The 24,001-nt window shown below is 42.7% G+C and carries 22 protein-coding genes; 4 read left to right on the top strand and 18 right to left on the bottom strand.

What is annotated here, in order from left to right; genetic code table 11:
- The first annotated feature begins 357 nt into the window (after positions 1–357).
- Entirely contained in the window at positions 358–1,623 is a 1,266-nt protein-coding gene (locus tag R7E51_RS09275) for an HD domain-containing phosphohydrolase (RefSeq protein ID WP_025766702.1), read from the top strand.
- Between the two features lie 54 nt (positions 1,624–1,677).
- On the opposite strand, the gene R7E51_RS09280 is transcribed toward R7E51_RS09275, so the two are convergent.
- Positions 1,678–2,280, bottom strand: a complete 603-nt coding sequence (locus R7E51_RS09280; protein WP_005377733.1) for a 2OG-Fe(II) oxygenase — start codon at positions 2,278–2,280, stop codon at positions 1,678–1,680.
- A gap of 160 nt (positions 2,281–2,440) precedes the next feature.
- On the bottom strand, positions 2,441–3,211 hold the full coding sequence (locus tag R7E51_RS09285; protein ID WP_017820626.1) for a TerC family protein: 771 nt from the start codon (positions 3,209–3,211) through the stop codon (positions 2,441–2,443).
- Between the two features lie 411 nt (positions 3,212–3,622).
- Between R7E51_RS09285 and R7E51_RS09290 the strand changes: the two genes are divergently transcribed.
- On the top strand, positions 3,623–4,561 hold the full coding sequence (locus tag R7E51_RS09290; RefSeq protein ID WP_005377737.1) for a LysR family transcriptional regulator: 939 nt from the start codon (positions 3,623–3,625) through the stop codon (positions 4,559–4,561).
- A gap of 19 nt (positions 4,562–4,580) precedes the next feature.
- On the opposite strand, the gene R7E51_RS09295 is transcribed toward R7E51_RS09290, so the two are convergent.
- The 4 genes from R7E51_RS09295 to R7E51_RS09310 form a co-directional block, all read right to left on the bottom strand.
- Positions 4,581–5,462 (bottom strand): YjjW family glycine radical enzyme activase, encoded by an 882-nt coding sequence (locus R7E51_RS09295; protein ID WP_206958018.1) that lies wholly within the window; start codon positions 5,460–5,462, stop codon positions 4,581–4,583.
- 22 nt (positions 5,463–5,484) lie between these two features.
- Positions 5,485–7,029 carry a YjjI family glycine radical enzyme gene (locus R7E51_RS09300; protein ID WP_017820624.1) on the bottom strand — a complete coding sequence of 515 codons (1,545 nt, stop codon included), beginning with the start codon at positions 7,027–7,029 and terminating at the stop codon, positions 5,485–5,487.
- A 212-nt stretch (positions 7,030–7,241) separates the two neighbouring features.
- The gene (locus R7E51_RS09305; RefSeq protein WP_021033866.1) at positions 7,242–7,865 is read right to left on the bottom strand and encodes a LysE family translocator; all 624 of its coding nucleotides are present in this window, start codon (positions 7,863–7,865) and stop codon (positions 7,242–7,244) included.
- A 202-nt stretch (positions 7,866–8,067) separates the two neighbouring features.
- The gene (locus R7E51_RS09310; RefSeq protein WP_206958020.1) at positions 8,068–9,285 is read right to left on the bottom strand and encodes an HD-GYP domain-containing protein; all 1,218 of its coding nucleotides are present in this window, start codon (positions 9,283–9,285) and stop codon (positions 8,068–8,070) included.
- 487 nt (positions 9,286–9,772) lie between these two features.
- Between R7E51_RS09310 and R7E51_RS09315 the strand changes: the two genes are divergently transcribed.
- Positions 9,773–11,476 carry a putative bifunctional diguanylate cyclase/phosphodiesterase gene (locus R7E51_RS09315; protein ID WP_005377743.1) on the top strand — a complete coding sequence of 568 codons (1,704 nt, stop codon included), beginning with the start codon at positions 9,773–9,775 and terminating at the stop codon, positions 11,474–11,476.
- A gap of 107 nt (positions 11,477–11,583) precedes the next feature.
- Here R7E51_RS09315 and R7E51_RS09320 read toward each other — a convergent pair whose 3' ends face one another.
- The 5 genes from R7E51_RS09320 to R7E51_RS09340 all read right to left on the bottom strand — a co-directional run bounded on the left by R7E51_RS09320 (position 11,584) and on the right by R7E51_RS09340 (position 15,917).
- Positions 11,584–12,057 (bottom strand): response regulator, encoded by a 474-nt coding sequence (locus tag R7E51_RS09320; RefSeq protein WP_005377744.1) that lies wholly within the window; start codon positions 12,055–12,057, stop codon positions 11,584–11,586.
- A complete protein-coding gene (locus R7E51_RS09325; RefSeq protein ID WP_017820621.1) occupies positions 12,044–13,381 on the bottom strand; it encodes a sensor histidine kinase in 1,338 nt (445 codons plus the stop codon). The genes R7E51_RS09320 and R7E51_RS09325 overlap by 14 nt, the downstream gene beginning before the upstream one ends.
- A 6-nt stretch (positions 13,382–13,387) precedes the next feature.
- Positions 13,388–14,806, bottom strand: coding sequence for an SLC13 family permease (locus R7E51_RS09330; RefSeq protein WP_017634015.1), 1,419 nt, complete (start codon positions 14,804–14,806; stop codon positions 13,388–13,390).
- A 248-nt stretch (positions 14,807–15,054) separates the two neighbouring features.
- Positions 15,055–15,519 (bottom strand): GNAT family N-acetyltransferase, encoded by a 465-nt coding sequence (locus tag R7E51_RS09335; RefSeq protein WP_017820619.1) that lies wholly within the window; start codon positions 15,517–15,519, stop codon positions 15,055–15,057.
- 35 nt (positions 15,520–15,554) lie between these two features.
- Complete coding sequence (locus R7E51_RS09340) at positions 15,555–15,917, bottom strand: hypothetical protein (protein ID WP_206958022.1); 363 nt, start codon at positions 15,915–15,917, stop codon at positions 15,555–15,557.
- A gap of 469 nt (positions 15,918–16,386) precedes the next feature.
- Between R7E51_RS09340 and R7E51_RS09345 the strand changes: the two genes are divergently transcribed.
- The gene (locus R7E51_RS09345; RefSeq protein WP_033905229.1) at positions 16,387–16,944 is read left to right on the top strand and encodes a DUF3750 domain-containing protein; all 558 of its coding nucleotides are present in this window, start codon (positions 16,387–16,389) and stop codon (positions 16,942–16,944) included.
- Positions 16,945–16,995: 51 nt separating this feature from the next.
- On the opposite strand, the gene R7E51_RS09350 is transcribed toward R7E51_RS09345, so the two are convergent.
- The 7 genes from R7E51_RS09350 to R7E51_RS09380 form a co-directional block, all read right to left on the bottom strand.
- On the bottom strand, positions 16,996–18,573 hold the full coding sequence (locus R7E51_RS09350; protein WP_005389121.1) for a sensor domain-containing diguanylate cyclase: 1,578 nt from the start codon (positions 18,571–18,573) through the stop codon (positions 16,996–16,998).
- A gap of 184 nt (positions 18,574–18,757) precedes the next feature.
- Positions 18,758–19,228 carry a heme-degrading domain-containing protein gene (locus R7E51_RS09355; protein WP_033905228.1) on the bottom strand — a complete coding sequence of 157 codons (471 nt, stop codon included), beginning with the start codon at positions 19,226–19,228 and terminating at the stop codon, positions 18,758–18,760.
- Positions 19,225–20,265, bottom strand: coding sequence for an oxidoreductase (locus R7E51_RS09360; RefSeq protein WP_042522861.1), 1,041 nt, complete (start codon positions 20,263–20,265; stop codon positions 19,225–19,227). Before R7E51_RS09360 ends, R7E51_RS09355 begins: the two co-directional genes overlap by 4 nt.
- An 11-nt stretch (positions 20,266–20,276) precedes the next feature.
- A complete protein-coding gene (locus R7E51_RS09365) occupies positions 20,277–21,050 on the bottom strand; it encodes a DeoR/GlpR family DNA-binding transcription regulator (RefSeq protein WP_206958024.1) in 774 nt (257 codons plus the stop codon).
- A 177-nt stretch (positions 21,051–21,227) separates the two neighbouring features.
- A complete protein-coding gene (locus tag R7E51_RS09370; RefSeq protein WP_042522859.1) occupies positions 21,228–22,070 on the bottom strand; it encodes a hypothetical protein in 843 nt (280 codons plus the stop codon).
- Positions 22,060–22,680: an OmpA family protein gene (locus R7E51_RS09375; RefSeq protein WP_005377755.1), complete on the bottom strand. Its 621-nt coding sequence runs from the start codon at positions 22,678–22,680 to the stop codon at positions 22,060–22,062. The genes R7E51_RS09370 and R7E51_RS09375 overlap by 11 nt, the downstream gene beginning before the upstream one ends.
- On the bottom strand, positions 22,673–23,986 hold the full coding sequence (locus tag R7E51_RS09380; RefSeq protein ID WP_064368370.1) for a TolC family outer membrane protein: 1,314 nt from the start codon (positions 23,984–23,986) through the stop codon (positions 22,673–22,675). The genes R7E51_RS09375 and R7E51_RS09380 overlap by 8 nt, the downstream gene beginning before the upstream one ends.
- Between the last annotated feature and the right edge of the window lie 15 nt (positions 23,987–24,001).

A 24,001-nucleotide genomic window follows, 5' to 3' on the forward strand; every position in this document is an offset into this window, starting at 1 on the left:
AAGCAACAATATGAATTCTGTTAATCACACATCAATACCGTGTGTCTCTGGTTAAGCCCGAACACGATTTACAAAAATAAAAATAAGAATGTGTTACATCATGATTTATTGTCGTTTTCAAATAAGTCAACAAGAGCAACAATAATCTTTCAAAACTTATACTTAGTTCAAATATCTGACTCTTAACCATGAGCTTCAGGTGATATTATTATGCAACTAGGATTATTATCCCGCCCATAATCAAAACTATGTCTAAACGCCCACCTTTTTGGGGTCTATTCGCTGTCGTACCCAATTTTTCCTATCACCTTCTGATTTGGGTTTAGCGTGGGCTAATTAGCAATGTCGGTATAAACCATGAATCATTCTTGCCATTCCCATACGGACATGGGCTTTGAAGTCGATCTGAAACAAGCACTTATCTGGGTTGCTCGAGCACTCGACTATGTAGGTGTTGATGATACGCACCATAGCCACCGTGTCGCTTACATCGCTTACCAATGTGCTCGGGTCATGAACTGGGAACCAGAAAAAGCGGAGTTTTGCTACTTCGCAGGGATGATCCACGATTGTGGGGTCTCCGAAACACAAGAACATAAAATGTTACTTGAGGAGTTGGTGCCACAAGACGTAAAAACACATTGCTTAAGAGGATACCGAAGCCTCAAGCAGTGTCGTTTGTTGCGTCAGTTTGCTACACCTGTTCTTTACCACCATACACATTGGAGTGAACTAAAATATCTTGATTTACCGCCTTTTGAAAAAGAGGTCGCTGCCCTACTCTATTTAGCCGACCGTCTCGATTTTATGCGTTCCAAATACGTCATGAACTGCCACTGTGACATTGTCACACTTCATGAAGAACTAATTGCAGAATGCATCATGGCAAACGCTGGAACTTTGTTTAATCCAGACATGGCTAAGGCAATGGTTAAGCTCGTTATGACCGACGCATTTTGGTTCGCGATGGAGTCTGAAAATATAGAAACCATCGGATTAAACTTTAAAAGCATTGATTGGCTTCAAAAACAGCTCACCATCCAAGATATGAATAGTTTGGGCATGTTTATCGCTCGAATTGTTGACGCAAAAAGCCCATTTACTTATCAACATTCGCAAAAAGTGGCGGAGTTATCTCGGTATCTAGCCATCAAGCTTGGGTTCTGTGAGCACGACCAAGAGATGTTATTTATTGCTGGGTTGGTGCATGATATCGGAAAGTTAAAAACACCAGATGAGATTCTTCATAAAGAAGGCTCTCTTAATAAACAAGAGTATACGCGTATTAAACGCCATACAATTGATACTCAGCTCGCATTACACAAAGTGTTTCCCAACGCTAAAATAGCGGAGTGGGCCTCTAATCATCACGAGCGTTTGGACGGTTCTGGCTATCCTTATCATAAAACAGGAGACGAACTCGATGTACCATCGCGTATTGTCGCGGTTGCCGATGTTTTTCAAGCTCTGTCTCAGGACCGTCCCTACCGAGGACGAATGGCTCAAGCACAAATCGCCGCGATTATGGGCGAGCAAGTCGCTAAACAAGAACTTTGTTCTGACGTCTATGCAGTGCTAGAGCGAAACATGACCGAGTGTTACGAGCTATCAACTAATGTTTAATCGATAAAGGGCGTAGATACGCCCTTTGCTGATTTTGTGCAGGTTGCAAATCAATCATTTTGCAATATCAAGTACATTGTCTCGCACACCATTGATTCTGAACCAACCTGCAATACTGAAACGCTCAGCATTGGTCGGTAAAACCTCATGCGGGAATTGCTCAGATAAGAATAAAAGTAAGCGTCCCGATTGAGGAGGGATGGTTGCTATCTTATTATCATTTAGATCGTAAACCACCAATTCACCTGCATCCTTTTCCGTCCAAGATTCGTTCATGTAAAAAACGGTTGTCAATCGACGGTTTTCATTGCCCTTAAAACAATCTAGATGCTTTTGGTAGAAATCCCCTTCCTCGTACTTGGCAAAGTGAGCTTCATACTCAAAAAGCCCCAGAAACAAGTGACGGTTCACTTCTTGGCGTATTTCTTCCATCTTATCTAAGTAAGAAGTAACCGCGTGCCCCATATTGGGCGATAACCATTGAATTTTGTCACTTCGAATTGACTCAATACGTGTCACATCGTCATTACGACCAATACGCGCTTTTTTCCAGTTACTTGGAATGCAGTCTCGTAATTGAGCCACTTCTTGTTCAGAAAGAAAATCATCCCAGATGTAGTAGCCATGGGTTGCTAACGCATCGATCATTTTATCCATTATTGTCGTTCACTCATATTAGTTGGGCGGTCTATATAAAAAATCTTCAACCCCACAACAAATGCGATTTTTTGTCGAAACGACAACAAAATAAAAAGAGACTAAAAATAGGTGATGACGAATATAAAAATGCCGCTCATATGAGCGGCAATATCTTTTATTATTGACGAGCTTCTAATCTCGTTGGATGAACTCGCAACGGACTAAGACGTTTAATAGTCGGGCGTTGTTTGTTTTTTAACTGGATATGACAAAGTTCCAGAATTAAGCCGAATGCCATCGCAAAGTACACATAACCTTTGTTGATATGAATTTCGAAGCCTTCTGCCATCAATAAACCACCTAACAAAACGAGGAATAACAAAGCAAGTGTCTTAAAACCAGGGTAACACGACACCAGGTTATTGATTTTTTCTGCTGTCATGACCATCACGATAGCAGAAGAAACAATCGCTGCGACCATAAGTGGGACATCACTTGTCAAACCAACGGCGGTTATCACCGAGTCCATCGAGAATACAGCATCCACGGCAACAATCTGCAACAGAACTACCGCTAAACCAGTACGGGCGTGAGTTGAGTGAGCCGACTCGTTGTGATTTAACCAACTCCACAACTCTTTCAGGCTTTTAGCCAAGAGGAATGCACCACCCGCAATCATGATAACGTCTCTTCCGGTAAACGCATGGTTCGCCAAAGAAAATAGCGGTTGAGTCAGTTGCATGATCCAAGAGATTGAAAACACTAAACCAATACGAGCAATAACAGCAAGACCAATACCAAGGTTTCTTGCCAGCTTACGTTGGTGCAGCGGCAGTCTTTCACATAAGACAGAGATAAAAACGACGTTATCAACGCCTAAGACAACTTCAAGCGCAAACAAAGTGGCGAAAATAGCCCAAGCTTCTGGTTGCATAAAAAGTTCTAGCATGAGCATGTCTCCAATAATAAGAAGACATATGGTGAAGGGTTTTGTCGACTAAAGGGGTCGTCCATTAATTATTTATACCTTTGTTACTGAGGGATCATGAGTAAATCACCAAACAATCAACAAAACAATATCTATTTTAATTAACAAGGAACAAGTTTAATTCGTGTACAAATCAATCAACTCCTCCAAATTGATTAAAATTACATAGAAGCTTTAGAATTGAATAAATGAAAGCATTAAAGTCCAACAAAACTAAGATAAATTTCTAGACTTATAAGCACCATCAACCCTTATGCAACCCATTAAATGCATTGAGCTCAAAGAGAAACAGGCGTGTTTCCGAGATAAACAATAGTAAAAATTTGTTTCATGCTGATATACTGCCAAAAATCATAAGAAACCATGCTATTTATGGACTACATTGCTCTTTCGCGTATAAGCCTTAAACATCTAACTGTTTTACATATGTTGTTAACCACTCACAGCGTCACACTTGCGGCAGAACGCTTGTGTGTAACACCATCGAGCGTCAGTAAAACGCTCGGACAGTTGCGCGAAACGCTAAAGGATGACCTTTTTTATCGTGATGGCACTCGCTTAGTGCCGACAGCATTTGCGCTGCATATAGGCCCATCAATCCATGGCATACTCTCCAGTATGAATGGGTTATTACATCAAGGCTCTTTTAATCCGGCTTACTATCAAGGTAGTTTTTCATTAGCAATGCGTGAAAGTTCGTTTGAGCTCTTTGCGCCAGTTCTACAGCACTTGTCCCAACAACTGAGCAATCACGCGCACTTGAATGTCCATGCGAAAGAGGAAATGAGCTTCGATGCATTAGCAAGAGGTCAAGTGGATTTTTTGTTGCTTCCTCACGATCTCAGCCAACCACCCACACAAAATAAAGACTTGGTCTGGAAAACCATTTTGAAAGACGAAATGGTTTGCTTAATGAGAGCATCGAACCCACTCGCTGAGCAACCCCTATCTGTTGAAAGTTACCTTTGTGCAAGACACATCGGTATTCATGATAAAGATCTGTCACAACCTTATTTTGAGCAAAATCTCACCCAAAGGCATTCAAAGCGAAACTTGGCCATGCGTGTAGCCGACTTTGGTTCAGCTGCGGTGATGTGTCAGCACTCGGATTACTTGTTCACATGCTCCAAGCTTTGGGCAAGAGCGGCAATGCAAGCAAAAGGTTTGGTTGAACAAGCTCTTCCATTCGATTACGGACAGGTAGCCTACAGCCTCGTTTGGAACAAAGCGAGCTTAAACGATCCCGCTTTAAAATGGTTACAGCAACAATTACTCGACGCCTGCGCCATGTTAGATGCCTGTGATGCGTAAGCATAGATAAACAACGGTACTACGTGAGTACTGTCGGCACTGTGATAGGGTTACTCACGTAGCATCGAAGCTCTGATTTTAAGCGTTCGATATCATGATGAGAGCACATATCCCAAGTTAACGCCTCCCCCACTACTCCGTGATGCTGAAAGGCATTTAAACGGATAAGCACCGATTCAGGAAGAGTACTCAAGTAACGCCCAATTGCTACGATTTCTATATCTAAATCACTTTTTTGGGGAATATGCAGTAAGCGGACCTCGTACAATTTTTCGTGCTCAACAAGGTACTGAAGGGTTTTAAATACACGATGATTATCACGCCCAGTTAGCCACTGATGCGTCTCCGTCTGCCACGCTTTCAAATCGATCATTGCGCCATCCAGAAAAGGTAGAATACGCTGCCAACCAGCAACCGCTAAAGAACCGTTACTGTCGATGAAACAAGAGAGGTGCCGTAATTCAGGATCTTGTTTTATCCCTTTAAACAGCTCAATAATGAAAGGAAGTTGTAAGGTAGATTCCCCACCGGATACAGTAACACCACTGATGAAAAAGCGATGTTTGCGTATCAAATCGAGCATTGTTACTACAGAGTAGTCAGTAATTTTTGGATTAGATTGGTTCTGACATATCTCTATACAATGATCGCAGTGGGTGCACTCCTCTTTAAGCCAAACAACGTTGTTGTTTTCGTCGAACTTCAATGCGCCTGCTGAACATTCACTCACACACTCACCACAAGGATTACAATGGTTTATCGTGTGAGGATTGTGGCAGTTCAAACACTGATAGTTACAACCCTGTAGAAAGATGACTAGACGATTTCCTGGCCCATCAACACAAGAGAAAGGAAGGATACGAGTGACTTTTGCCAAAAGGCTTCCACTTCGTCTAGACATCTTGTTCTTTCCTAAACCGAACTTATGCCTGCGTGTAAGTCGGTGTTACTTCATGACTCACCACACGTGGCGAGCGTTCTAAAATTTTGGTATTTTTTGCTGCTTCTGCACCTAGAAACGTCGTGTTGGTTCTCGAACCTTCTTTATCATATTTCGCGACATCTGAAAGTTTGATCATGTAGCCTGTCACGCGAATTAAGTCATTTGAAGTGACATTCGCGGTAAACTCACGATAACCAGCATTTAGTGCCCCTTTACATAAATTGAACATCGCTTCTGGGTTAGATTTCACCGTTTCATCAATCGTCAAAATATCGCTGATACCCGCACGATAATACTGATGATGCTTCGCCGTTGCTTGTACATAAGTGACAGGGTCTGGCTCTGCACCATAAGGCAGACGTACACCTGGCGTAACATCATGATCTAAGCTAATGCCGCCTTGTGCATGTAAGAGCGCTTTGCCATCTAAACCATATTTCACCGGGGTTGAGTCCACCAGTTTAGCCAGTGTTGCTGAAACATCATGAGCAAAAGTATTTGCTCGATCATTTTTTCCGTATCGCCCTATTTGCCCTTCTTTTTCAAATAGAAGGATTACCGCTTCGGCCATGCCATAAACGCCATACATTGGCGCGAAATAGGACTCTTTTATCAACCCTTCTTGCGTCAAAAAGCCTTGAAAGAAGTTCGATTTTTCATGCAAGTGCGTGCTTCTTGCGTTTATGAGCTCGACCATTAATCGATGGTAAGAAGGCAACGCACTGTTTAAGAAGTCGTTACAGTCTGATGCTCGTTTTGCAACTTCTTTTAAATTCATTCGCACCAATGTGTTCGAGCCACCTGCTAATGGAAGCGAGTTGTAGCAACTTACAATACCAAAGCGTGAGCCGTTGTAGGCTTTCGCGTGCATTGGGTAATTGGCAATATGCGGTTTACTGCATTCACAAATGTTCTGTGTCGCTTGACGAAGTAAATCATCAGGTGTAACTGTCTCGTCGTACATAAAGGTGAGATTCGGTGCGATCTGCTTGAGCTCCGCATCTACTTTTAAAACAGTGCGACAAATAATGTTGTCTGTCGGTCCGACATTCACATGCATAAACGCATCTGGCAATGTGCGATCCAGCATGATCCAAAAATGTTTTAACTTTTTGTAAATCTGGCTCTCTGTTAGGTCGCCTATGTAAGGCAACAAGACATCATCTAACTGGCCTAAGTAAACCGGAATGTTCGTTACCGAAGGAACATGATGGTAAATGATGGTAAGCATATTCAACGCATCATCGAAATCATCAGCCGGAGACAACTCTAAATAGTCTGAGCCTTGCGATAGAAATTTAGCGTAATCAGGCAACACATAGCGAGGTTTAAACGGTGCATGACCTTCAAACATATCGCAGATGATGCCTTCATCCATTGCTTGTCTCAGTGATGGAGATACGGTCATGTAAGGAATGCACGCTTCCGCCTCTAAAGCTAAAAAACTCGACTTCTGTTTTGGAGAAAGACGGACGTCGGTCGCGATATCTAGAAAACGTTGTTGTAGTTTAGAAAGGCTTGTCATCTAAGATATTCCTACAAAGTAACCACAAGCCCACAAGACAAAATACGAGCTCTACCCCTAAAGAGTAACGTGATTTTACTCCTGCTTGGCTGTTGCCACTAATGAAAATAAACAAAACGTCTATTTCCATTCTGGAAATAAGACAAAGCTAAATTAGCGCATTCCAACTTACTATATGGGAAAACCTAACTGCGTACCGAAATCTGTCTTACTTATCGGTTTGCCGTCGACAACATCACGCCTGCACCAATAAATACTCCACCAGTCAAACGATTGAACAACTTCGCCCTTCCAGCGACAAACAACCAATCGGAGGCTTTTACCCCTAACAATGCATAAAATGTTAGCCAGCTAAGCTCAAAAACCACAAATGTAGACGCGAAAATCGCGTATTGAGCCAGTAGCGGTGCGGAAGGTTCAATGAATTGAGGAAACAAAGCGGTGAAAAAGACTATCGCTTTGGGGTTACTAGCGCCAACAATGAAACCACTAGTGAACGCGCTGAACGCTGTCGCGGAACTTTGAGTCGTTGCCGTTTTATTAAAATCTCTCTGAGATGAGCGCAACGCTTGAATACCTAACCAGATTAAATAAGCGGCACCACACCATTTGATAATATTAAAAACTAACTCAGATGAAGCAATGACAACTCCCAGCCCGGTAAATGAGAGCGTAAGGATGCTCGTAATCGCAGACAAACTGCCAAGTGCAGTCATGAAAGCAATACGAAACCCACTACTCACTCCTTTACTTAAACACAACAGTGAGCTTGGTCCTGGTGAAGCTGTGAGCACGAGAATGGCAAGAGTGTAAAAAATCCATGTATCTATTTGCATTGGCATCCCTTCCAGCAAAATGAGGTTTATAGCCCATTGTGTATAGAACTATTTTATCGCCCGGTTTCTATCCATGAAGCCGAGGTCTTAATAACCATCTTGCATCTAAATAACTTAGAAAAAATTAATAGATAGTTATGCAAATAAAATACGATCTACATGCAAGGATGTAAAGCCTGTTGTATAAGCTTATCTATTTCTCTTAATCATAAAAAGGCTTAGGATCGATCTCTAACGATGAAGGCGCGATCGCTCTTTCAATTTTGTACGCACTCGTTTTTAAATCCACCATCGTGACATCAATGTATCGTTTATACTTGCGGGAGTAGAAACATTTCACTTCTGGCTTTAATGCTTGAGATTCATTTGAAGACCAAACAATACCAACACGCCCATCGTTCAACTCGACAATGGAGCCTACGGGGTACATCCCAATGCAATTAACGAATTTGTAAACTAAGTCTGCGTCTAAATGAAATGGCGTTAGACTCAACAAGATTTTAAACGCTTCCGCAGAACTCATGCCTTTTTTGTAACAGCGATCAGCCGTTAGCGCATCGTAGATATCTACAATACAGCTCATACGGCCGTGAATTGGAATCTCATCCCCCTTCAAGCCTCTAGGATAACCATTGCCATCTAACTTCTCGTGGTGCATCAAACAAACATCACGGCTTACTTCACTAAGCCCTTTTACGTGAAGGATAATCTCACCTGCGAACACTTGATGTAGCTTCATATGTTCAAATTCTTCAGGCGTTAGCTTCGCTGGCTTGTGCAAGATCTTATCATCGACTTTAATTTTACCTACATCATGAATAATGCCACCTACAGCAAGCTGTTTTAGCGTTGGCTTATCCAAGCCCAAGTACTTACCGAATGACACTAAAAGACAAGCGACATTGACGGAATGTTCCAATAAGTAAGAGTCTTTTTTTCGGAGTGCAGAGACACACTGCAACGCATCTGAGTCAATCAAAACACTTTCAATGACATCGTCAGCCCAAGCTTCTACTTCATCAACTTCAATGATTTTTCCTTCAAAAGTTTGATTCAATAGTTTCTGCGCCAAATCTTTTGCTTCGGCGATCAGCTTTTTGGCTCGCTTGTGTTGGATGTCTCTCGAACGATAAGTTCGTTGACCCCTCTTAAAATCTGAGTGTTTCTGCTCTCTCGTCTCTTTAGTGGCATCAGTTGATTCATCTACATGCTTGAAGACACACTGCTGCGAAGATAATGTTTGATCTACCCAAACATACTTTACTCCACTTGTAGCAAGCTTCTTAATGCCTTCAGGGCTAGATATCCGCCCTGCATTGGCTAAATTGACGCGCTTGTTGTGCTCTATCGCGGTAACAAACATACCAACGCCGATATCAGCGAGCGCAATTTTGATTGAATTTTTCGGATCGTACTGCATATAAAGAAGGCTTACTCGATATTAACGTCCGCATTATAAGAGATTTGATTACTTGGCGTGATAATAAATTTGAATTGATTACAATTAATGAGCATCCTGTCAATTAATAATCGGTCGCGCTCATTAAGTCCTTTTTGTTATTATGGTTTTATCCAAGATAGCATATATACAAATGACGTTAGAAAACCGCACATTGATACCGACACAACTGAAAATAACTTTAGGATAATTATTCATAAATATTTATAGATTGCGGACGGCATCAATAACTGTATTTTATAAATGATTTTTACTGTTGACTATTTTTTATAAATGTCGATGATTAGCCGCCTAATCTTAGTATGTTATTAACCTAGTAGCGCATAAAATGATAGCCAAACAATTTGAACTGACACTTTTGTGATTGTAATGTACGCCAGTAGATCAACTCTATGTTATCAACCCCAACACTCATCTCTGATGCTAAAAGGCTCGAGGAGGAAATATCTTGACCACCATATTTGACCAACAAGTCTCAGATAGTGACCGAGAGTTCCTAAAAATCGTCGAAGAACGATTCATTCATATCTTCGATGTATTTAACGAAGGCCTCTTTTACATGGATGAGTTTGGCACCATGGTATTTTATAACAAGGGCTTTTATGAGCAGCTTGGTATCAACGCTGGTCGAATCAGCTTAGAGCAATGGTTAGACCTTGTTCACCCTCTCGATCGAGAAAGACTCTCCACTCGGGTCGATGCTCACATCATTACCAACAACACGAGGGTCACAACGACCTACCGCGTGCGTAAACCCAATGGGCAGTACGTCTGGATTGAAGGCGTAGCCATGACCAAAGAAACAGAACATGGTCATTATATGGTTGGTAGCCACCGTGATATTTCTGAACGCAAGCTGATGGAAAGCTATATTCATCAAGTCGCATTTCATGACAATGCGTCAGGTATGGCTAATCGCGCCCATCTCTTGCTGGATATTGAAGATAGTGTGCGAGCCACCGATTCTTGTGCATCTATCTGTTACATTCAGATAGAAGAGATTAAATCTTACTTAAATCAATATGGCAGCGAGTTGGTCGATGGGTTAGTGGAAAAATTGCTACAAACTCTCAGTCACCTACCTTCTCCAAATAGTTCTGTATATCGCGTACATGATGATGACTTTGCGATTTTGATTCACGATGAATGCTCGGTAGAAACGCTACAAAGTTACGCCGAAAGTTTAAAGGAAACCTACCACGAGGCAGTGATTGAAGAAGGCCAATACTTAGGAAGTAACATTAGTATTGGTTTGTATCCTTGCATAGATCCAAGTCACTCAGCAGAGGAAATATTACGTAAAGCAGCACGAACTTGTCAGTACGCAAGCGAACAGAATAAAGACCGTGTTGCGGTTTACAGTGAGAAAACTCAGCATGCCGTAGACCGTTATTTCTTTATTGAGCAAGGTCTAAAAAGTGCACTAGAAAAACAGACATTAAGCGTTAAGTTTCAGCCAATTATTGACGCCAAAAGCTCAAAAGTGGTGAGCTTCGAATCTCTGGTTCGCTGGCGTAGCAAAGAGTTTGGCGAAATTTATCCAGACGAATTCATCCCCGTGGCAGAGAACAAAGGTTTGATTGTCGAACTCGGATATCAAGTCTTTGCCAAAGCGTGTGAATTTATCAAAAACTACCGTGAGCGTTACCAAAACCAAGTTCGCGTCAACGTGAATGTTTCTGTACTTCAGTTAATGAACAGTGAATTCCCTGCGCGAATTAAAGCGATGGCGGATGAGGTTGGTGTCGATCCTGAGTCTATTGTTTTGGAACTAACAGAAACGTTTATTTTGGATAATAATCAGACAGCCATTGCCCCTCTGAATACCCTCAGGGAACTAGGATTTGCACTCTCTCTGGATGACTTTGGATCGGGTTACAGTTCATTAAATAGCTTCTTCGACCTCCCGATGACACAAATCAAAATTGATAGGTCGATGGCGTGGAAAACACTAACCAACCGCTCTTCACAAGAATATCTGAAGTTTCTTATCACTATGTGCCAGGAAAATAATATTGAAGTAGTGATTGAGGGAATTGAAGACGCCAAAATGTGTGAATTTTTTACCGAAATGGGCGTCGATTATCTGCAAGGTTATTGGTTCTCTAAGCCACTTTCTGTTGCCAGTGCAAGCCGCTATTCGTTGAGTTAAGCATACTAGAGCAATATTCCGCACGGCCACGTTAAACATGCTGAACTATTCACTATAGATTTCAGACACTAACTGGCCGTGACGAAAACAAAGCTTAATGCCCCCTATTAACGTAGGCGTTCAAACACCACACTCTGATCTAAATGTTCGTGATACTGAGTGTAATCTAAGCCCACATCAAAGATATATTGGGTCACCAGGTTTCTAACGCACTCTATTAATTGGCTTGCTTGCCATGGTTTTTCAAAGTAGCGGTCAATGCCTGCGGAGTTGATCGCATTAATCGTATCGGTGTGCGTCGCTTGCCCGGTAAGAAGCACTTTCCTCGTAAAGCCAAAACGACCGTCTTTTGATACATCGGTCAGCAGCTCTACTCCCGTTTTACCTGGCATCACATGATCGGAAATAATCAATGCGATCATCTCGCCTTCTGCATCAAATTCATCCATCAGTTCTAGAGCCTCACCTGCTGATTCGCAGTCTTCGACATTCAACCACTGATTTAACGGCTCTAAATCTTGTAGAACCGCGCTTAGTACCTCTCGTTGGTCATCAACGCAAATTACATTAAGCTTCTCCATGTTCACCCTCTACTGGTAACTTGATTCTAAAAATCGTTTTTTCACTGTCGCTCTTTACTACAATAGAGCCGTTATATCCGGCGATAATGCGCTTCACAATCGACAGACCTAACCCTAAACCAAACGACAATCCCCCCTTTTTAGTGGTGAAGTTTGGCCGGAAAATTTTTCTACGTGTCGCTTCATCAATTTCTGGTCCGTTGTTAGCAATCGTGACCAAAATTTTACCCTTACTCTCCCGAGTATGTATTTCGATACCGGGTTTCTCCGTTTCACCAAGTGCATCGCACGCATTCTTTAATATATTTACCCAAACTTGGACGAGTTCGGTTTGAGAACCAATAAAAGCAGGTAAATCCGCAGGGCTAAAACGAACACTCACTCGTCTTAAGTCACTTTGCAATAGAGCCAAGGCGCGATTGATTGAATCATTGATGTTAATCGCTTCATCCAAGTCGATATCCGTGCGCCCCAATTGTTTTACGGATCGCACAATGCCAACGGTATGTTTAGAAGCGATGCGTAAGTCATGCAGATCTCGCCCCATTTGCCAGAAACGTATCGCTTCTTCTGGTCTTTTTAGCCAATGTTCTGAAAGGAAGTTATTTGGAACGGCACGTGCAAGATCACGAGCAACCTCCTTGGTTAAACCGTAGTATTTTTCGAAGTGGCGCCCCCGCTTTCTCGCTTCGCTAGAAGAGACTTTCTGCCCTTGCATTAAACCAAAATCAAAAAATTGACTCGCTTCCGGATGAACTTCTTCAAGCAGTTCCATGATAACTGTCTCTAGCCGTTCTGATTTACTGCTTACAACGCCTATCGCATTGTTCAACTCATGAGCAATACCCGCTGCAAGCTGCCCCAACGTTGTCATTTGCTCTGCGGTATGAAGCTTTTGTAGTGCTTTTTCTTTAGCCAATGCCTCTTGCATTGCGCGCCGTTGACGACGAGATAATTCGTTAACCATCACAGGCATAAATTGTGTCGTCAATGGTCCGTATATCGCCTCTTCCACGGCGGGCGTATCGCGCTGTATCCAAGCCAATTCAACATCGGTTTGAGCAATCACTGTCGAAGAGGCAGTCCACGTACCAGAAAAGAAACTATGTACGCCAATAAACGCACCTTGAGACGCAGAAAATACCTGAATCGGTTTCTTGTCATCTTCCGCGTAATAGCCCGCCAGTTCTCCCGACAGCACATAGTACAAGCGATCGTTGTAGCCAGCTTGCTCAATAAGCACCGACCCGGATAAAACTGTTAATCGGCGTTCAAGGTGATTAAAGTAGCGTTGTACTAACGCGTCTAACTTCGTTTCGTACATGGTGGGTTATCCAATATGCCCAACAGTATGTAAAATCCACACCATCACAAAGCTGAGTAATACGCCAATCACGCCTAGCACGGCACCGATACGAGCCATTTGGCCGCTCTCGACATGCCCTGTTGCATGAGCTAACGCGTTTGGTGGCGTACTGATTGGTAACGACATACCGAGTGAAGCGGCAAATGTCACGACCAAGATTAGAGTAACTTCACCGCCGAGAGGCGTTAGCGAAGCCATAGAAGTACCCAGCGCAGCCATAATCGGCATCAGCAAGTTTGCGGTGGCTGTATGCGACATAAAGTTTGCCATTAACAAGCACAAGAAAGCCGCACCAAACAAGACAACATATGGCGAGAACTGATCAAACGGTATGCTGTGTACCACCAGCTTCGCAAGCCCGGTTTTATCTAGAGCAAGGCCCAGAGCAATACCGCCTGACACCAACCAAAGCACATCCCAAGAGATTTTCTTCAAGTCTTCTTTGTTGATGATGCCCGTCAAAGAGAACACTGCGACCGGAATTAATGCTACTGTGTAAGAATTCATTCCATGTGCAGAACCCATCAACCAAAGAATAATCGTGCCGGCAAAGGTGACGTAAACCATTATTGCTTTGGGTGTTTTCAAAAACTTGCTTTTAATGTTCAGATCGATGGTGGTTTGTTCGGCTTTATACAAAAAGCCAATCAGAAACCAGGCTAACGCCATCATCACAATAACGAATGGCACACCAAATACCATCCATTCACCAAACGTAATTAAGTTGTCACCAACCAAATATTTTAGGGCGATGGCATTCGGTGGCGTGCCGATTGGAGTACCAATGCCACCAATGTTGGCCGCAACAGGAATACACAAAGCGAATGCAATTCGACCTGGGTCTTTAGGCCCGAAAACTGCTATCACAGGGGTTAAAATGGACAACATCATCGCTGTTGTTGCGGTGTTTGACATAAACATGGAAAAAACAGCGGTGATCAGCATCAACCCCAGCATAACGAACTTTGGTTTTTGTCCAAATGGTTTGAGTAACACTCGGGCTAAGTTGACATCTAACCTGTACTTTGTCGCCGCCATAGCCAAAAAGAAACCGCCGAGGAAGAGCATGATAATCGGACTAGCGAAGGTCGCCATTATCTCGTTGTATTGTAATAGCTCACCAAAATGTGGCTGCCCTTCTTGCAAACGAAAGAGCACAATACCTTTATTTGATACAAGCAATAGCTCTAGGACAATGATCACAACCGAAGTGGCGTAGATTGGAATTGGCTCGAATACCCAGCAAAGTGCGGCAAGCAAGAAGATTGCAATCACTCTTTGCTGGACGATAGTAATGCCATCAAATGGGAACGCAGAGAGAGGCATCAACCAAACAAGCAATGGTATCAATGTTGGAACAACGTATTTGAGATAAGGGCGCATAGTACTACTTCTCTTCCTGAGATGGTTAGCCAGACACATTTGGCGTTTGGAACGCTATTACCCGCCGCAAAACCAAAACTTTCAGACTGTTTTTAAGCCTTCAGAGACGAAATGCGGTAATGGCGTTCCAGAGAAGATTATGTACACTGTTTTCAAACAAAACGTTGGTGCGAGATCAATGAACTCGTTTTCACATTGGAAAACATTTTATATCTGTGTTCAAGCTCACTAAATGCTCACTATTTAAGTTAAATATACTTTTCCATCATAAAGTTAGTTAAGGTTTCTCCCCTAACCTCAACACGTTGTCGAGACTTAACTGTGAAACCCATTTTCTCGTAAAAAGGTCGGGCGGTAATACTCACTTCAGAATACAGTCGTTTTATCCCCTGTACTTTCGCCTGTGAAAAAAGAAAAGACATCAAATCACGACCAACACCTTGTCCTTGGTATTCATGATGGCAAAAGAAATGATCAATCAAGCCGTCACCTTGCAAATCACAATAGCCAACGACCTGCCCTTCTATCTCCGCGACGTATGGTTGAATATCGTCCATTTTTCGTTGCCACACATCGAGGTCAAAATCTGATGGTGCCCAAGCGGAAACTTGTGATTCCGTATAATCGCGACGATTAATGATTCGCACAGTATGGTAAAAGAGTGCCCACAGTGTTGGGGCATCCTCGGTGCGATAACAGCGTATTGAGAGCATCAATTTCCTCATTCCTATTCAATAAATACTAAGCATTAACGCAAAGTGATACTAGTGAACTCATCATTTTCAATGCCAATCACTAAAGGCTTCCCAATCTGATCACTGTTCATCAATACGGTAGTATTCAGCTCACGGCTTGATCTGCGTATATTGCTTTTTCTTATGATATGAACATTCACAATATAATCGGAATACTCCTTTATGATTCCGCCGGAAAATTCTACGTGCTCACTTTCATTGTCTCGGACAACATGAAATTTTCGATTGGCTTGAATATCAGTACTGATGGAGGAGTCACCATAGTTCAGCACAACGGACGTTGGTTCGCTATCTTGATGGGCAAAACAGCCAAATGCGAACATGCTTAATGCGAGTATACTTTTTGATTTAAACATTAATTATTCTATTTCTAGTTATTTTTCTGCTATTTGCATGACCAAACAGCACTTGTTCTGTGAGCGCCTATTGTGCCATAGCTGAACGCTGACTCTAAACGCGCAAAAAGATGAGCGATGAAAATTCCGTCCAAAACAAGCAAATGTGAGGGTCACAAACTCACTCAATCAGTCAAAATCCACTGTAAACCTATGTTTTTTAATGCTTTTAATTAATGTGCCCGTGTAAGGAATACATACAACCTCTTACTTTTTCATACGCAACTAGACGAATGAATCGAGAAATACGGCATCGTCTATGCCACATGTTACAAATCGGCTTACCTTATTATTACGTATGAACTGGAATTATGGCACTAACTTCCCTCTCTCTTTTAATAAGGAGAGGATTTCAACAATCAGACTTGCCACGTTTTTATAGCTAAAATCAATAGAGCGTTACCAGCATCGGTTGGTCTAGGAGCAATAAATGAAAGACCCTCTCAACTTTACTCACCATGTAAAAATTTGGCTCATGTCAATCGCGGTTATGCTGGGTGGATGCACTCAAGGAGATTGGCGTACCGCTAGCAGAGAACCTGCGGGTATCGCACCCGATCCTTCCAATGTTAAGCATGCTGTGATTGAGTTTTACGCCGCAGACGCGTTTGGTTGGCGAGGCTGGTTTGCCGTTCATACATGGTTTGCAATAAAGCCTGAAAATGCGAACGAATATACAGTGTATGAAGTAGTCGGCTGGAGAGTGAATCGCGGACAACCCGCTCTATATCAGTACCAAACTGGGACGCCAGATCGATATTGGTATGGTGCAAAACCAGAAAAGATCCTCTCCATACAAGGTGAAAAGGCCCGCCAGCTTATCCCTAAAATACAAAGTGTTATTAACCAATACCCTTGGGCTGAAGAATATACGCTGTTTCCAGGGCCAAATAGCAATACATTTCCGGCTTGGGTGGGTAAACAAATTCCAGAATTAGAGCTGAACTTGCCGTTTCGCGCAATTGGTAGCGGTTACGCCAGCGATTAACAGCAAAGATTAGTCACTGGCTCGTTTTATGTTCAGCATAAAGCGCAATATCTATTGTGCGTCGTCACCCAACTCCGTTCTATTTCTTCCATTATGTTTCGCTTTATACAGTGCATTATCGGCGTCTTTCATTACCGCTTCAATTGGTGTGTCATTGCCTTTCCAGTGAGAAACGCCCAACGAAACCGTGACCTTACCAACCACCTGAAAGTCATGTTGTTCCACGTTGTGTCTAATACGCTCTGCAACATCCATAGCGTGGTTTACGTCTGTTTTTTCCAAAAACATCATAAACTCTTCACCGCCAGAACGACACAGGTGATCATTAGAGCGAGCTTGGTCTTTCATTAACTGCGCAAACTCTCTAAGTAAGTTGTCACCCACGTCATGGCCATAGTTATCGTTTACGCTCTTAAAGTGGTCAATATCTAGCGCCAAAACAGAGAACGCGGTATTTTCCTGCTTAAACAAACCAAGAACTTTATCTAATCCACGTCGATTCAATAATCCAGTCATCGAATCTGTTAATGTATCCAGTTGCAGCTTATCAATGGTTTTTGACACGATACCAAATGCTTTAAGAAAACTAAGCTTCAAATGTGAGACCTCAAAATACCAAGACTTAACCAGTTTGAGATCATCGATAGATGATGAATGTTCTTCGACACCTCGCACAGCACCCGCTAACTGCCAAAGTGGTCTAGAAATAAGAAGGGACAAGAACCAAATTAGCAACAAAGTTAATAAACCAATTGGAATCGACTTAAGGAAAACATTCCACATCTGTTCATCTAGCACAGATAACGTCATCGATTTCGGGCGCTGAGCAACAATTCCCCATCCTGATGACTTTACTGGCGCATAACCAGCAAGCATTTCGACGCCGCGAGAGTTAACAATTTCTTTGTTGCCGCTCTGCCCCATCGTCACCGCTTTGATTGCTTCATTATCGTCGATTACTTCACCAACCCTCGATTGATCTGGGTGATAAATCAGAGTGTTACTCTCATCGACAACGTAAAGGAAAGAACCATCTTTGTATGCGTGCTGGCTGAGTAACTCTGCGAGAATATTTTCTTTTTCTAGATAAATAGTGCCGCCGATATAACCTAAATATTCATTAGATTGAGAAAATATAGGGTATGAGATGGTTAACAAGTAATTTCCAGCGGGCGATATAAATGGTTCAGTAACAACTGGTGCTTGAGCGTTTAAAGATTGGCGTTTTCTTTCACCCACTAACCTTACACCTTTCACCTGAAGTGTTTCAGGTGATACGGAAATAATAACCCCTTTTGCATTAACGACAACCACAGAGTTAAATGATTTGGTTTGCGTTCTTAATCTCTCAGCCTCTTTATCAAGAAGCTGAGCGTCATGCATCTTGTCTTTTAGCACGTTCGCACTGTATTTTAGCTGCGACATTGAGCTTTCTATGAAAGAGTCTGTCATTTCAGACATTTTTTGGGCGTAAACACGGTTTGATTCTAACGTGTTATTGATGATGAGATCCCTTTGAACACGATAAATCGAGTAGAATGCGTTGATCAAAGTGACAAGCACACTGAACACACATAGGGTGACAATAAGATTTCTAAGATTGAGTTTTTCTTTTCTTCTAAAAGACATTGCCAATGGCCAACTTTGAAGGCTTTCTATATGAATGAGCGTATAGGTTATATGAAATTGATTTGATTTTCAGGTAGTAAGTTGGGATCAATGTTAATATTTGCTCACATTAAAGAACACTTTATGAGCTAAAAAGAGAATTCAGTAGCACGATAAAGAACCGTGCTACTTTCATATTTGGCGTTTAAGAGGGTTTTGTCTCTGTCATCGTTTTTAATATATCCACAACTAGCTGATGATCATCTAACTGCGGTAAACCCGATACCGTCACAACCCCAACCAAACCAGACCCAGAAAGCCGAATTGGGAACGCGCCACCATGAGCACAGTACTCACGAGCATCGAGATGAGGCTGATTTTCGAAATCACGTTGCTTTTGCTTGTTGTACAGAGAAAGATAGTAAGAGCTGTGGCCATACCTTAATACTGAGTTTCGCTTCCTACGGACCCAATCTAAATGATCAGCGCAGGTTCCTGCCATCGCGTATTGAAATAGCGTTTGTCCAAAGCCGTAAACCTCAATAGCAACAGCCGCGCCGCGAGCTTCAGCCTCTTCTTTTAGAGCGAGGCCGATAGACCACGCAATATGGTGATTAAATTCCGCCAACTGAAGTTCATGCTCTTGCAGGGCCACGAGTTCAAGCGTCAAACTCATGGTTTCACCTGAATCGTTTTACCCGTTTTACTGCTTTCCAATGCCATCTCAATCAGAGCGATATTCTGTACTGCTTGAGCGGCAGGAACCGGGTTATCAGTGCCCAAACGAATGGCGTCTGCCACACCAACAAAGTAAGCTTGGTACTCGCCTCTCTCCGTTTTGATAGTTTGCGCACCGTCTTCGTCGTAACGGACGCCGTATAACACCTCATCTTCTTCCGACCAAGCATCGTTTTCCGGCAAACGGCCTTCTTTTAAGTAGCCCTCTTGAGGATCTAATCCGAACTTTTCATATTTAGCTTCCGTACCCAATACTTTGTAGCGGAGATTCGGCTCTGGGCTATACAAGTTTGAATGCAAGTGCACAATATGCTCAGGGTAATGAAGTATCAAGTTGTAATAATCAATCGTCGTCGCGCCCGGACGCATCATTCGACATTGTGCGTCTATCGCATCTGGCAAGCCAAACAACACCAATGCTTGATCGAGAAGATGAGGAGCAAGGTCGAATAGAATACCACCGCCATCTTGAGCCTGCTCTCGCCATCGTTGACGAACTTCAGGGCGGTAACGGTCAAAGTGTGACTCAAACAGCTTTATATCACCTAACTTACCTTGTTCGATAAGAGATTTAACCGTGAGAAAATCTCCATCCCAACGTCTATTGTGAAAAACGCTCAGCACTAGACCTTTCTCTTCCGCCAAGGCGATAAGTTCATTACCGTCTTCTATACGAGTAACAAACGGTTTCTCGACGATGACGTGTTTCCCATTGTTCAACGCACGCTTTGCAAGTTCGTAATGTACGTCATTTGGCGCAGTAATGATTACGAGCTCTGCATCACTATCATCGAGTAAAGTATTCGCATCAGAAAACCACTTAGCATCTGGCCAATCATTTTGAACCGCCTCCTGTTGACGCGAGCTTATCGCGCTCAGCGTTAAATTTGGTAGCGCTTTAATGAAGGGTAAATGAAACGTTTTTGCTGAATATCCGTAACCAATCACAGCGGTTTTTACGGGATCGTAAGCCATTCTAAGATTCCTTATTTCGGTGACACAACAATACATTCAATATCATTGTGATCGAGGAGTTGTTGAAAATCTGATTGAGGAGGATGATCGGTAATAATGATGTCGATCTTTGACAAATCACATACGTGGTGGAAATTGTCGCTACCAATTTTTCGGGATTCACAAACGACGATGACCTGCTGAGCTTGAGCAATCATCGCTTGTTTCATTGTTGCTTCTAACAAACTATTTGTTGTCAGCCCCCGGGATGACAATGCACACACGCCAATGAACGCTTTGTTCACGTGATAATGCTGCATTTGCTGCTCTGCTTGCGCCCCTAAAACTGCTCTGGCATAAGGGTCAAAGTGTCCGCCTAAGAAATAAACGTCCATTGTGTCGTTTGTCTCAGCAGCGGTCAGCACATCAATGCTGTTAGTAACGACGTTGAGCTTGTTTTCTCCACAATGTGCTTTTCCTGCATAGAGTGGGAGCAGAGATAAAATGGTGCTGGTATCAATAATAAGATGGTCGCGCTCATCCAACAACGCTGCGGCAGCTTGAGCCAGTCGATGTTTAACGTCACTCACGGGTCGACTCGCGTATGCCTCGGTATGGGAAGAGATCGGCGCAAGCATGACACCACCTCGTATTCTTTGTAACCCAGGTTGCTGACTCAACTTAACTAAGTCTCGACGAGCTGAATCTCGCGAGATACCAAAGTACTCACAAACTTCAGACAACGTCACTTTGTTTTGCTGCTCCAGCTTCGCTCTGAGTGCTACGAGTCTTTCTTCTTGTGTCATAACTTAAATTCACTTAAGTGATTTTAAGTGAATTTGCCACAATAATAGAAAAATTACCAACAAAACCACTTACAACCAACTCAATTGACCAAAGGTTAACCAAAGATAAATGAGCAGCAAGGCAAAACTTCCTAGGACGGTACGTTCACTCAGCCCACATAGTTAGGCGTATGAAGTTTATTTATACCCGTTTAAAACAACTGGCTCATCTAGCCCTAACTTCACTCTATTTCTTTTAATAAGCGCTTTTGGTAGTGGAATAAACCCAGCATTTCGTACCTGTTGTGTATTGTGGTCGGTTGTAAGGAGTTCAAATAGCTTTGATTTTTTGATCTTCTGATTAGTGTCGAATTGTTTATTTATATAAACGTAATAGACCACGGAAAATGGATAGCGAAGAGAATAGATGCAATCTGTGCTCAAAGAGCATGAGTCATCGTTATGATGAACAGAGAGAGCCTTGTAGCTCGACCACTGTTCTGAGTATTTAAAATCGGAGTATCGCATATAAGCTTTGGCTGAAAAGTCGTCGCTTAAAGCCCGTTTCAATCGGTCTTCATCAAGCATTTGAATCGATGATTGACAACCATTAGAGCTCACATCTGGGTTACTTAAACGCATCTCCCCGAAAGCATACGTATTTGCATCACAGCGTTTCAATTCACTAACGGAAACACTATCTACCGTACTCTTTTGACTATTGATTACGACAATAGCGTTTGCCATTAAAAACAAACGTATAGGCCTGTGGCCTCTTTCTCGTTGAAATCGAGAGATGTTTTCATCTGACCATTTCTTAGATGTGATCGCAATAGAGGTCCCGTCATTTAGCATGTCGTTAAAACCACCAGACTGAGATGCAAGCGCTACATTTACACTTGGCTCATCTATCAATGTTTCTATCGTTTCTAGTATCTCTGGTTCGACAAAAATCGATGTTCGAGCCTCAGAGTCAGCAAATGCCAGCGGTGAAATCAAACATGAAGCTAGAGCAAAGAAAGGCAAGACTTTAATTTTCATAATTCAACTCCAACTTCGAATTAGGTGTCAACTCGCTGTCCGAACTAAATATAGTCCACGCTTGTTCAGTACTTTCAGCTTTCGTGTTTACAACAGCAATTGTGCGCCTTTCCCGTTTTTTTAGTTGTACCGTCAATGCCGTATTCTGATAAAACTCTTGCTCTTCAATTCGATTATCTTGAATGCCGTTTCTCACTAGCAATTCTCGTATAGCTGCCGTCCTTTTCTTTGCCAACGCTTTGTTGTATTCGAGTGACGCTTCAGGGCTTGTGTCTCCTATCAGTATGACTTGCGCATTTGGGTTACTCTGAAGCAGTGCTTTCAACTCGCTTAGCGGCATATCATGAGATGGCGTTACCTGATGCTCATCCATCGCAAAGAAAAAACTGATCAGGTGTGTCTGCGAGTCGTTGACCCAATTCGCACAACCTTCACTGTCAACAACGACACCTTTTGGCGTATCTGCGCAGTTATCTCGTTGGTTTATCACGCCATCACTATCATTGTCTTTAAGGTCGTTGTACTGGTAAGTGGTCAACGTCGTATCCGGTGATTCAGCACAGCCCGCTAACATGAAAACTAGAAGACTCGTCACTGCGAATTTATCCATTATTGTTCTCCTTCCAGTTCTCTGGATACTCAACTCGCAACGCATAAGTCAGAATCCCCATCGAGTTGAATAAACGGTAAGTGGCAACCAAATGATCGTACTTTGTTCGGGTGTAGTTCCGTCTCGCAACAAACGTTTCAACTTTGGCATCTAATACATCTAACAAACTGCGTCGCCCTACATTGAACTGCTGGATGTACCCTAATTCAGTTACTTTCGCCGCATCAACGTTGACTTTTAAAAACTCCATTTGCTGTTGAAGCAATGTATGTGCGTCCCATGCCAGCCTTACACCTTCATTCGCATCTAGTTCTGCATTTGCTCGAATAGCCCTCGCCTCCTCTACTCGCCAGGCAGATGACTCCACTCGGGAGTCTGTAGAAAAGCCGTTAAAAAGATCGTAGTTGACCGTCAGCATAACCTTTGCATCTTCGTTAATGCCTTCAATATTATCCACGTTGTCTGTTTTGTTGGCTGACAGCTCAAGCTTGAGCTCTGGGTAGTAATCCCCCTTTTCTCTTTTTACTTCATGTCGAGCCGCCTCTAAATCTTTCATCGCCGACTGTATGGATGGGTGCAACCTAACCGCTTGTTTAAGTGCTTCGTCAAGCTTATTCGGAAGCAATTCCTGCGGGTAAACAGGCTCAACTAAGTTTTGCGGCGCTCGACCAACTAAACGTACAAATCTTGTTCTAGCATCGGAAAGATTGTTTTGGGCGGCAATCAATGATGACTGTGTTGTCGCGACACGCGAAGAAACCTGTGCTAAATCGGAGTTGCTGGTTAAACCTTTTTCTTTTTTATCTAGAATGAAACGGTAGATCTCTTGGTGTTCACTTAAGTTTCTTTCTGTCAGTTTCATCAACTCTCGGGCATGTAAAACGTCCACATACGCTCTGACAGTATCTAATGCGACATTTTCCGCAGATGCCAATAAGCCTAAGCGTTCAGCTTCAGCCTCGTAAGATAGGCGATCAACATCAGCACTTGTTTTAAATCCATCAAATAACAGTTGGGAGATTCTTACGCCCATCTCCGTTCTTTCTAATGTTCTATCTTCACTGTCGATGTAGTTTCCGTTGTTATATCGAGTACCTTCGTACCCTGCTGCTGCATACAAATTAACCTGAGGAAGAAATGAACCATTTATGGCATTTCGGTCTCGTACCATCGACTCATAGCGAGAATAGCGAGCAAGCAAACTGGGGGAGCTATCGAGAGATAACGTAACTGACTCTTCTAAAGTCAAAGCGTTTGGCGACGATGATACTGCAAACAAGACCAATAACGTTGATTTAAGCCGCATCTTATATCCTTATGT

Source organism: Vibrio sp. Vb1166 (genome assembly GCF_033338695.1).
GTDB lineage: Bacteria > Pseudomonadota > Gammaproteobacteria > Enterobacterales > Vibrionaceae > Vibrio > Vibrio alginolyticus.

Excerpts from the sequence above, each read along its gene's own strand:
- R7E51_RS09275 (WP_025766702.1), top strand. The coding sequence starts at position 358 with ATGAATCATTCTTGCCATTCCCATACGGACATGGGCTTTGAAGTCGAT.
- R7E51_RS09280 (WP_005377733.1), bottom strand. The coding sequence starts at position 2,280 with ATGGATAAAATGATCGATGCGTTAGCAACCCATGGCTACTACATCTGG.
- R7E51_RS09285 (WP_017820626.1), bottom strand. The coding sequence starts at position 3,211 with ATGCTAGAACTTTTTATGCAACCAGAAGCTTGGGCTATTTTCGCCACT.
- R7E51_RS09290 (WP_005377737.1), top strand. The coding sequence starts at position 3,623 with ATGGACTACATTGCTCTTTCGCGTATAAGCCTTAAACATCTAACTGTT.
- R7E51_RS09295 (WP_206958018.1), bottom strand. The coding sequence starts at position 5,462 with ATGTCTAGACGAAGTGGAAGCCTTTTGGCAAAAGTCACTCGTATCCTT.
- R7E51_RS09300 (WP_017820624.1), bottom strand. The coding sequence starts at position 7,029 with ATGACAAGCCTTTCTAAACTACAACAACGTTTTCTAGATATCGCGACC.
- R7E51_RS09305 (WP_021033866.1), bottom strand. The coding sequence starts at position 7,865 with ATGCAAATAGATACATGGATTTTTTACACTCTTGCCATTCTCGTGCTC.
- R7E51_RS09310 (WP_206958020.1), bottom strand. The coding sequence starts at position 9,285 with ATGCAGTACGATCCGAAAAATTCAATCAAAATTGCGCTCGCTGATATC.
- R7E51_RS09320 (WP_005377744.1), bottom strand. The coding sequence starts at position 12,057 with ATGGAGAAGCTTAATGTAATTTGCGTTGATGACCAACGAGAGGTACTA.
- R7E51_RS09325 (WP_017820621.1), bottom strand. The coding sequence starts at position 13,381 with ATGTACGAAACGAAGTTAGACGCGTTAGTACAACGCTACTTTAATCAC.
- R7E51_RS09330 (WP_017634015.1), bottom strand. The coding sequence starts at position 14,806 with ATGCGCCCTTATCTCAAATACGTTGTTCCAACATTGATACCATTGCTT.
- R7E51_RS09335 (WP_017820619.1), bottom strand. The coding sequence starts at position 15,519 with ATGCTCTCAATACGCTGTTATCGCACCGAGGATGCCCCAACACTGTGG.
- R7E51_RS09340 (WP_206958022.1), bottom strand. The coding sequence starts at position 15,917 with ATGTTTAAATCAAAAAGTATACTCGCATTAAGCATGTTCGCATTTGGC.
- R7E51_RS09345 (WP_033905229.1), top strand. The coding sequence starts at position 16,387 with ATGAAAGACCCTCTCAACTTTACTCACCATGTAAAAATTTGGCTCATG.
- R7E51_RS09350 (WP_005389121.1), bottom strand. The coding sequence starts at position 18,573 with ATGTCTTTTAGAAGAAAAGAAAAACTCAATCTTAGAAATCTTATTGTC.
- R7E51_RS09355 (WP_033905228.1), bottom strand. The coding sequence starts at position 19,228 with ATGAGTTTGACGCTTGAACTCGTGGCCCTGCAAGAGCATGAACTTCAG.
- R7E51_RS09360 (WP_042522861.1), bottom strand. The coding sequence starts at position 20,265 with ATGGCTTACGATCCCGTAAAAACCGCTGTGATTGGTTACGGATATTCA.
- R7E51_RS09365 (WP_206958024.1), bottom strand. The coding sequence starts at position 21,050 with ATGACACAAGAAGAAAGACTCGTAGCACTCAGAGCGAAGCTGGAGCAG.
- R7E51_RS09370 (WP_042522859.1), bottom strand. The coding sequence starts at position 22,070 with ATGAAAATTAAAGTCTTGCCTTTCTTTGCTCTAGCTTCATGTTTGATT.
- R7E51_RS09375 (WP_005377755.1), bottom strand. The coding sequence starts at position 22,680 with ATGGATAAATTCGCAGTGACGAGTCTTCTAGTTTTCATGTTAGCGGGC.
- R7E51_RS09380 (WP_064368370.1), bottom strand. The coding sequence starts at position 23,986 with ATGCGGCTTAAATCAACGTTATTGGTCTTGTTTGCAGTATCATCGTCG.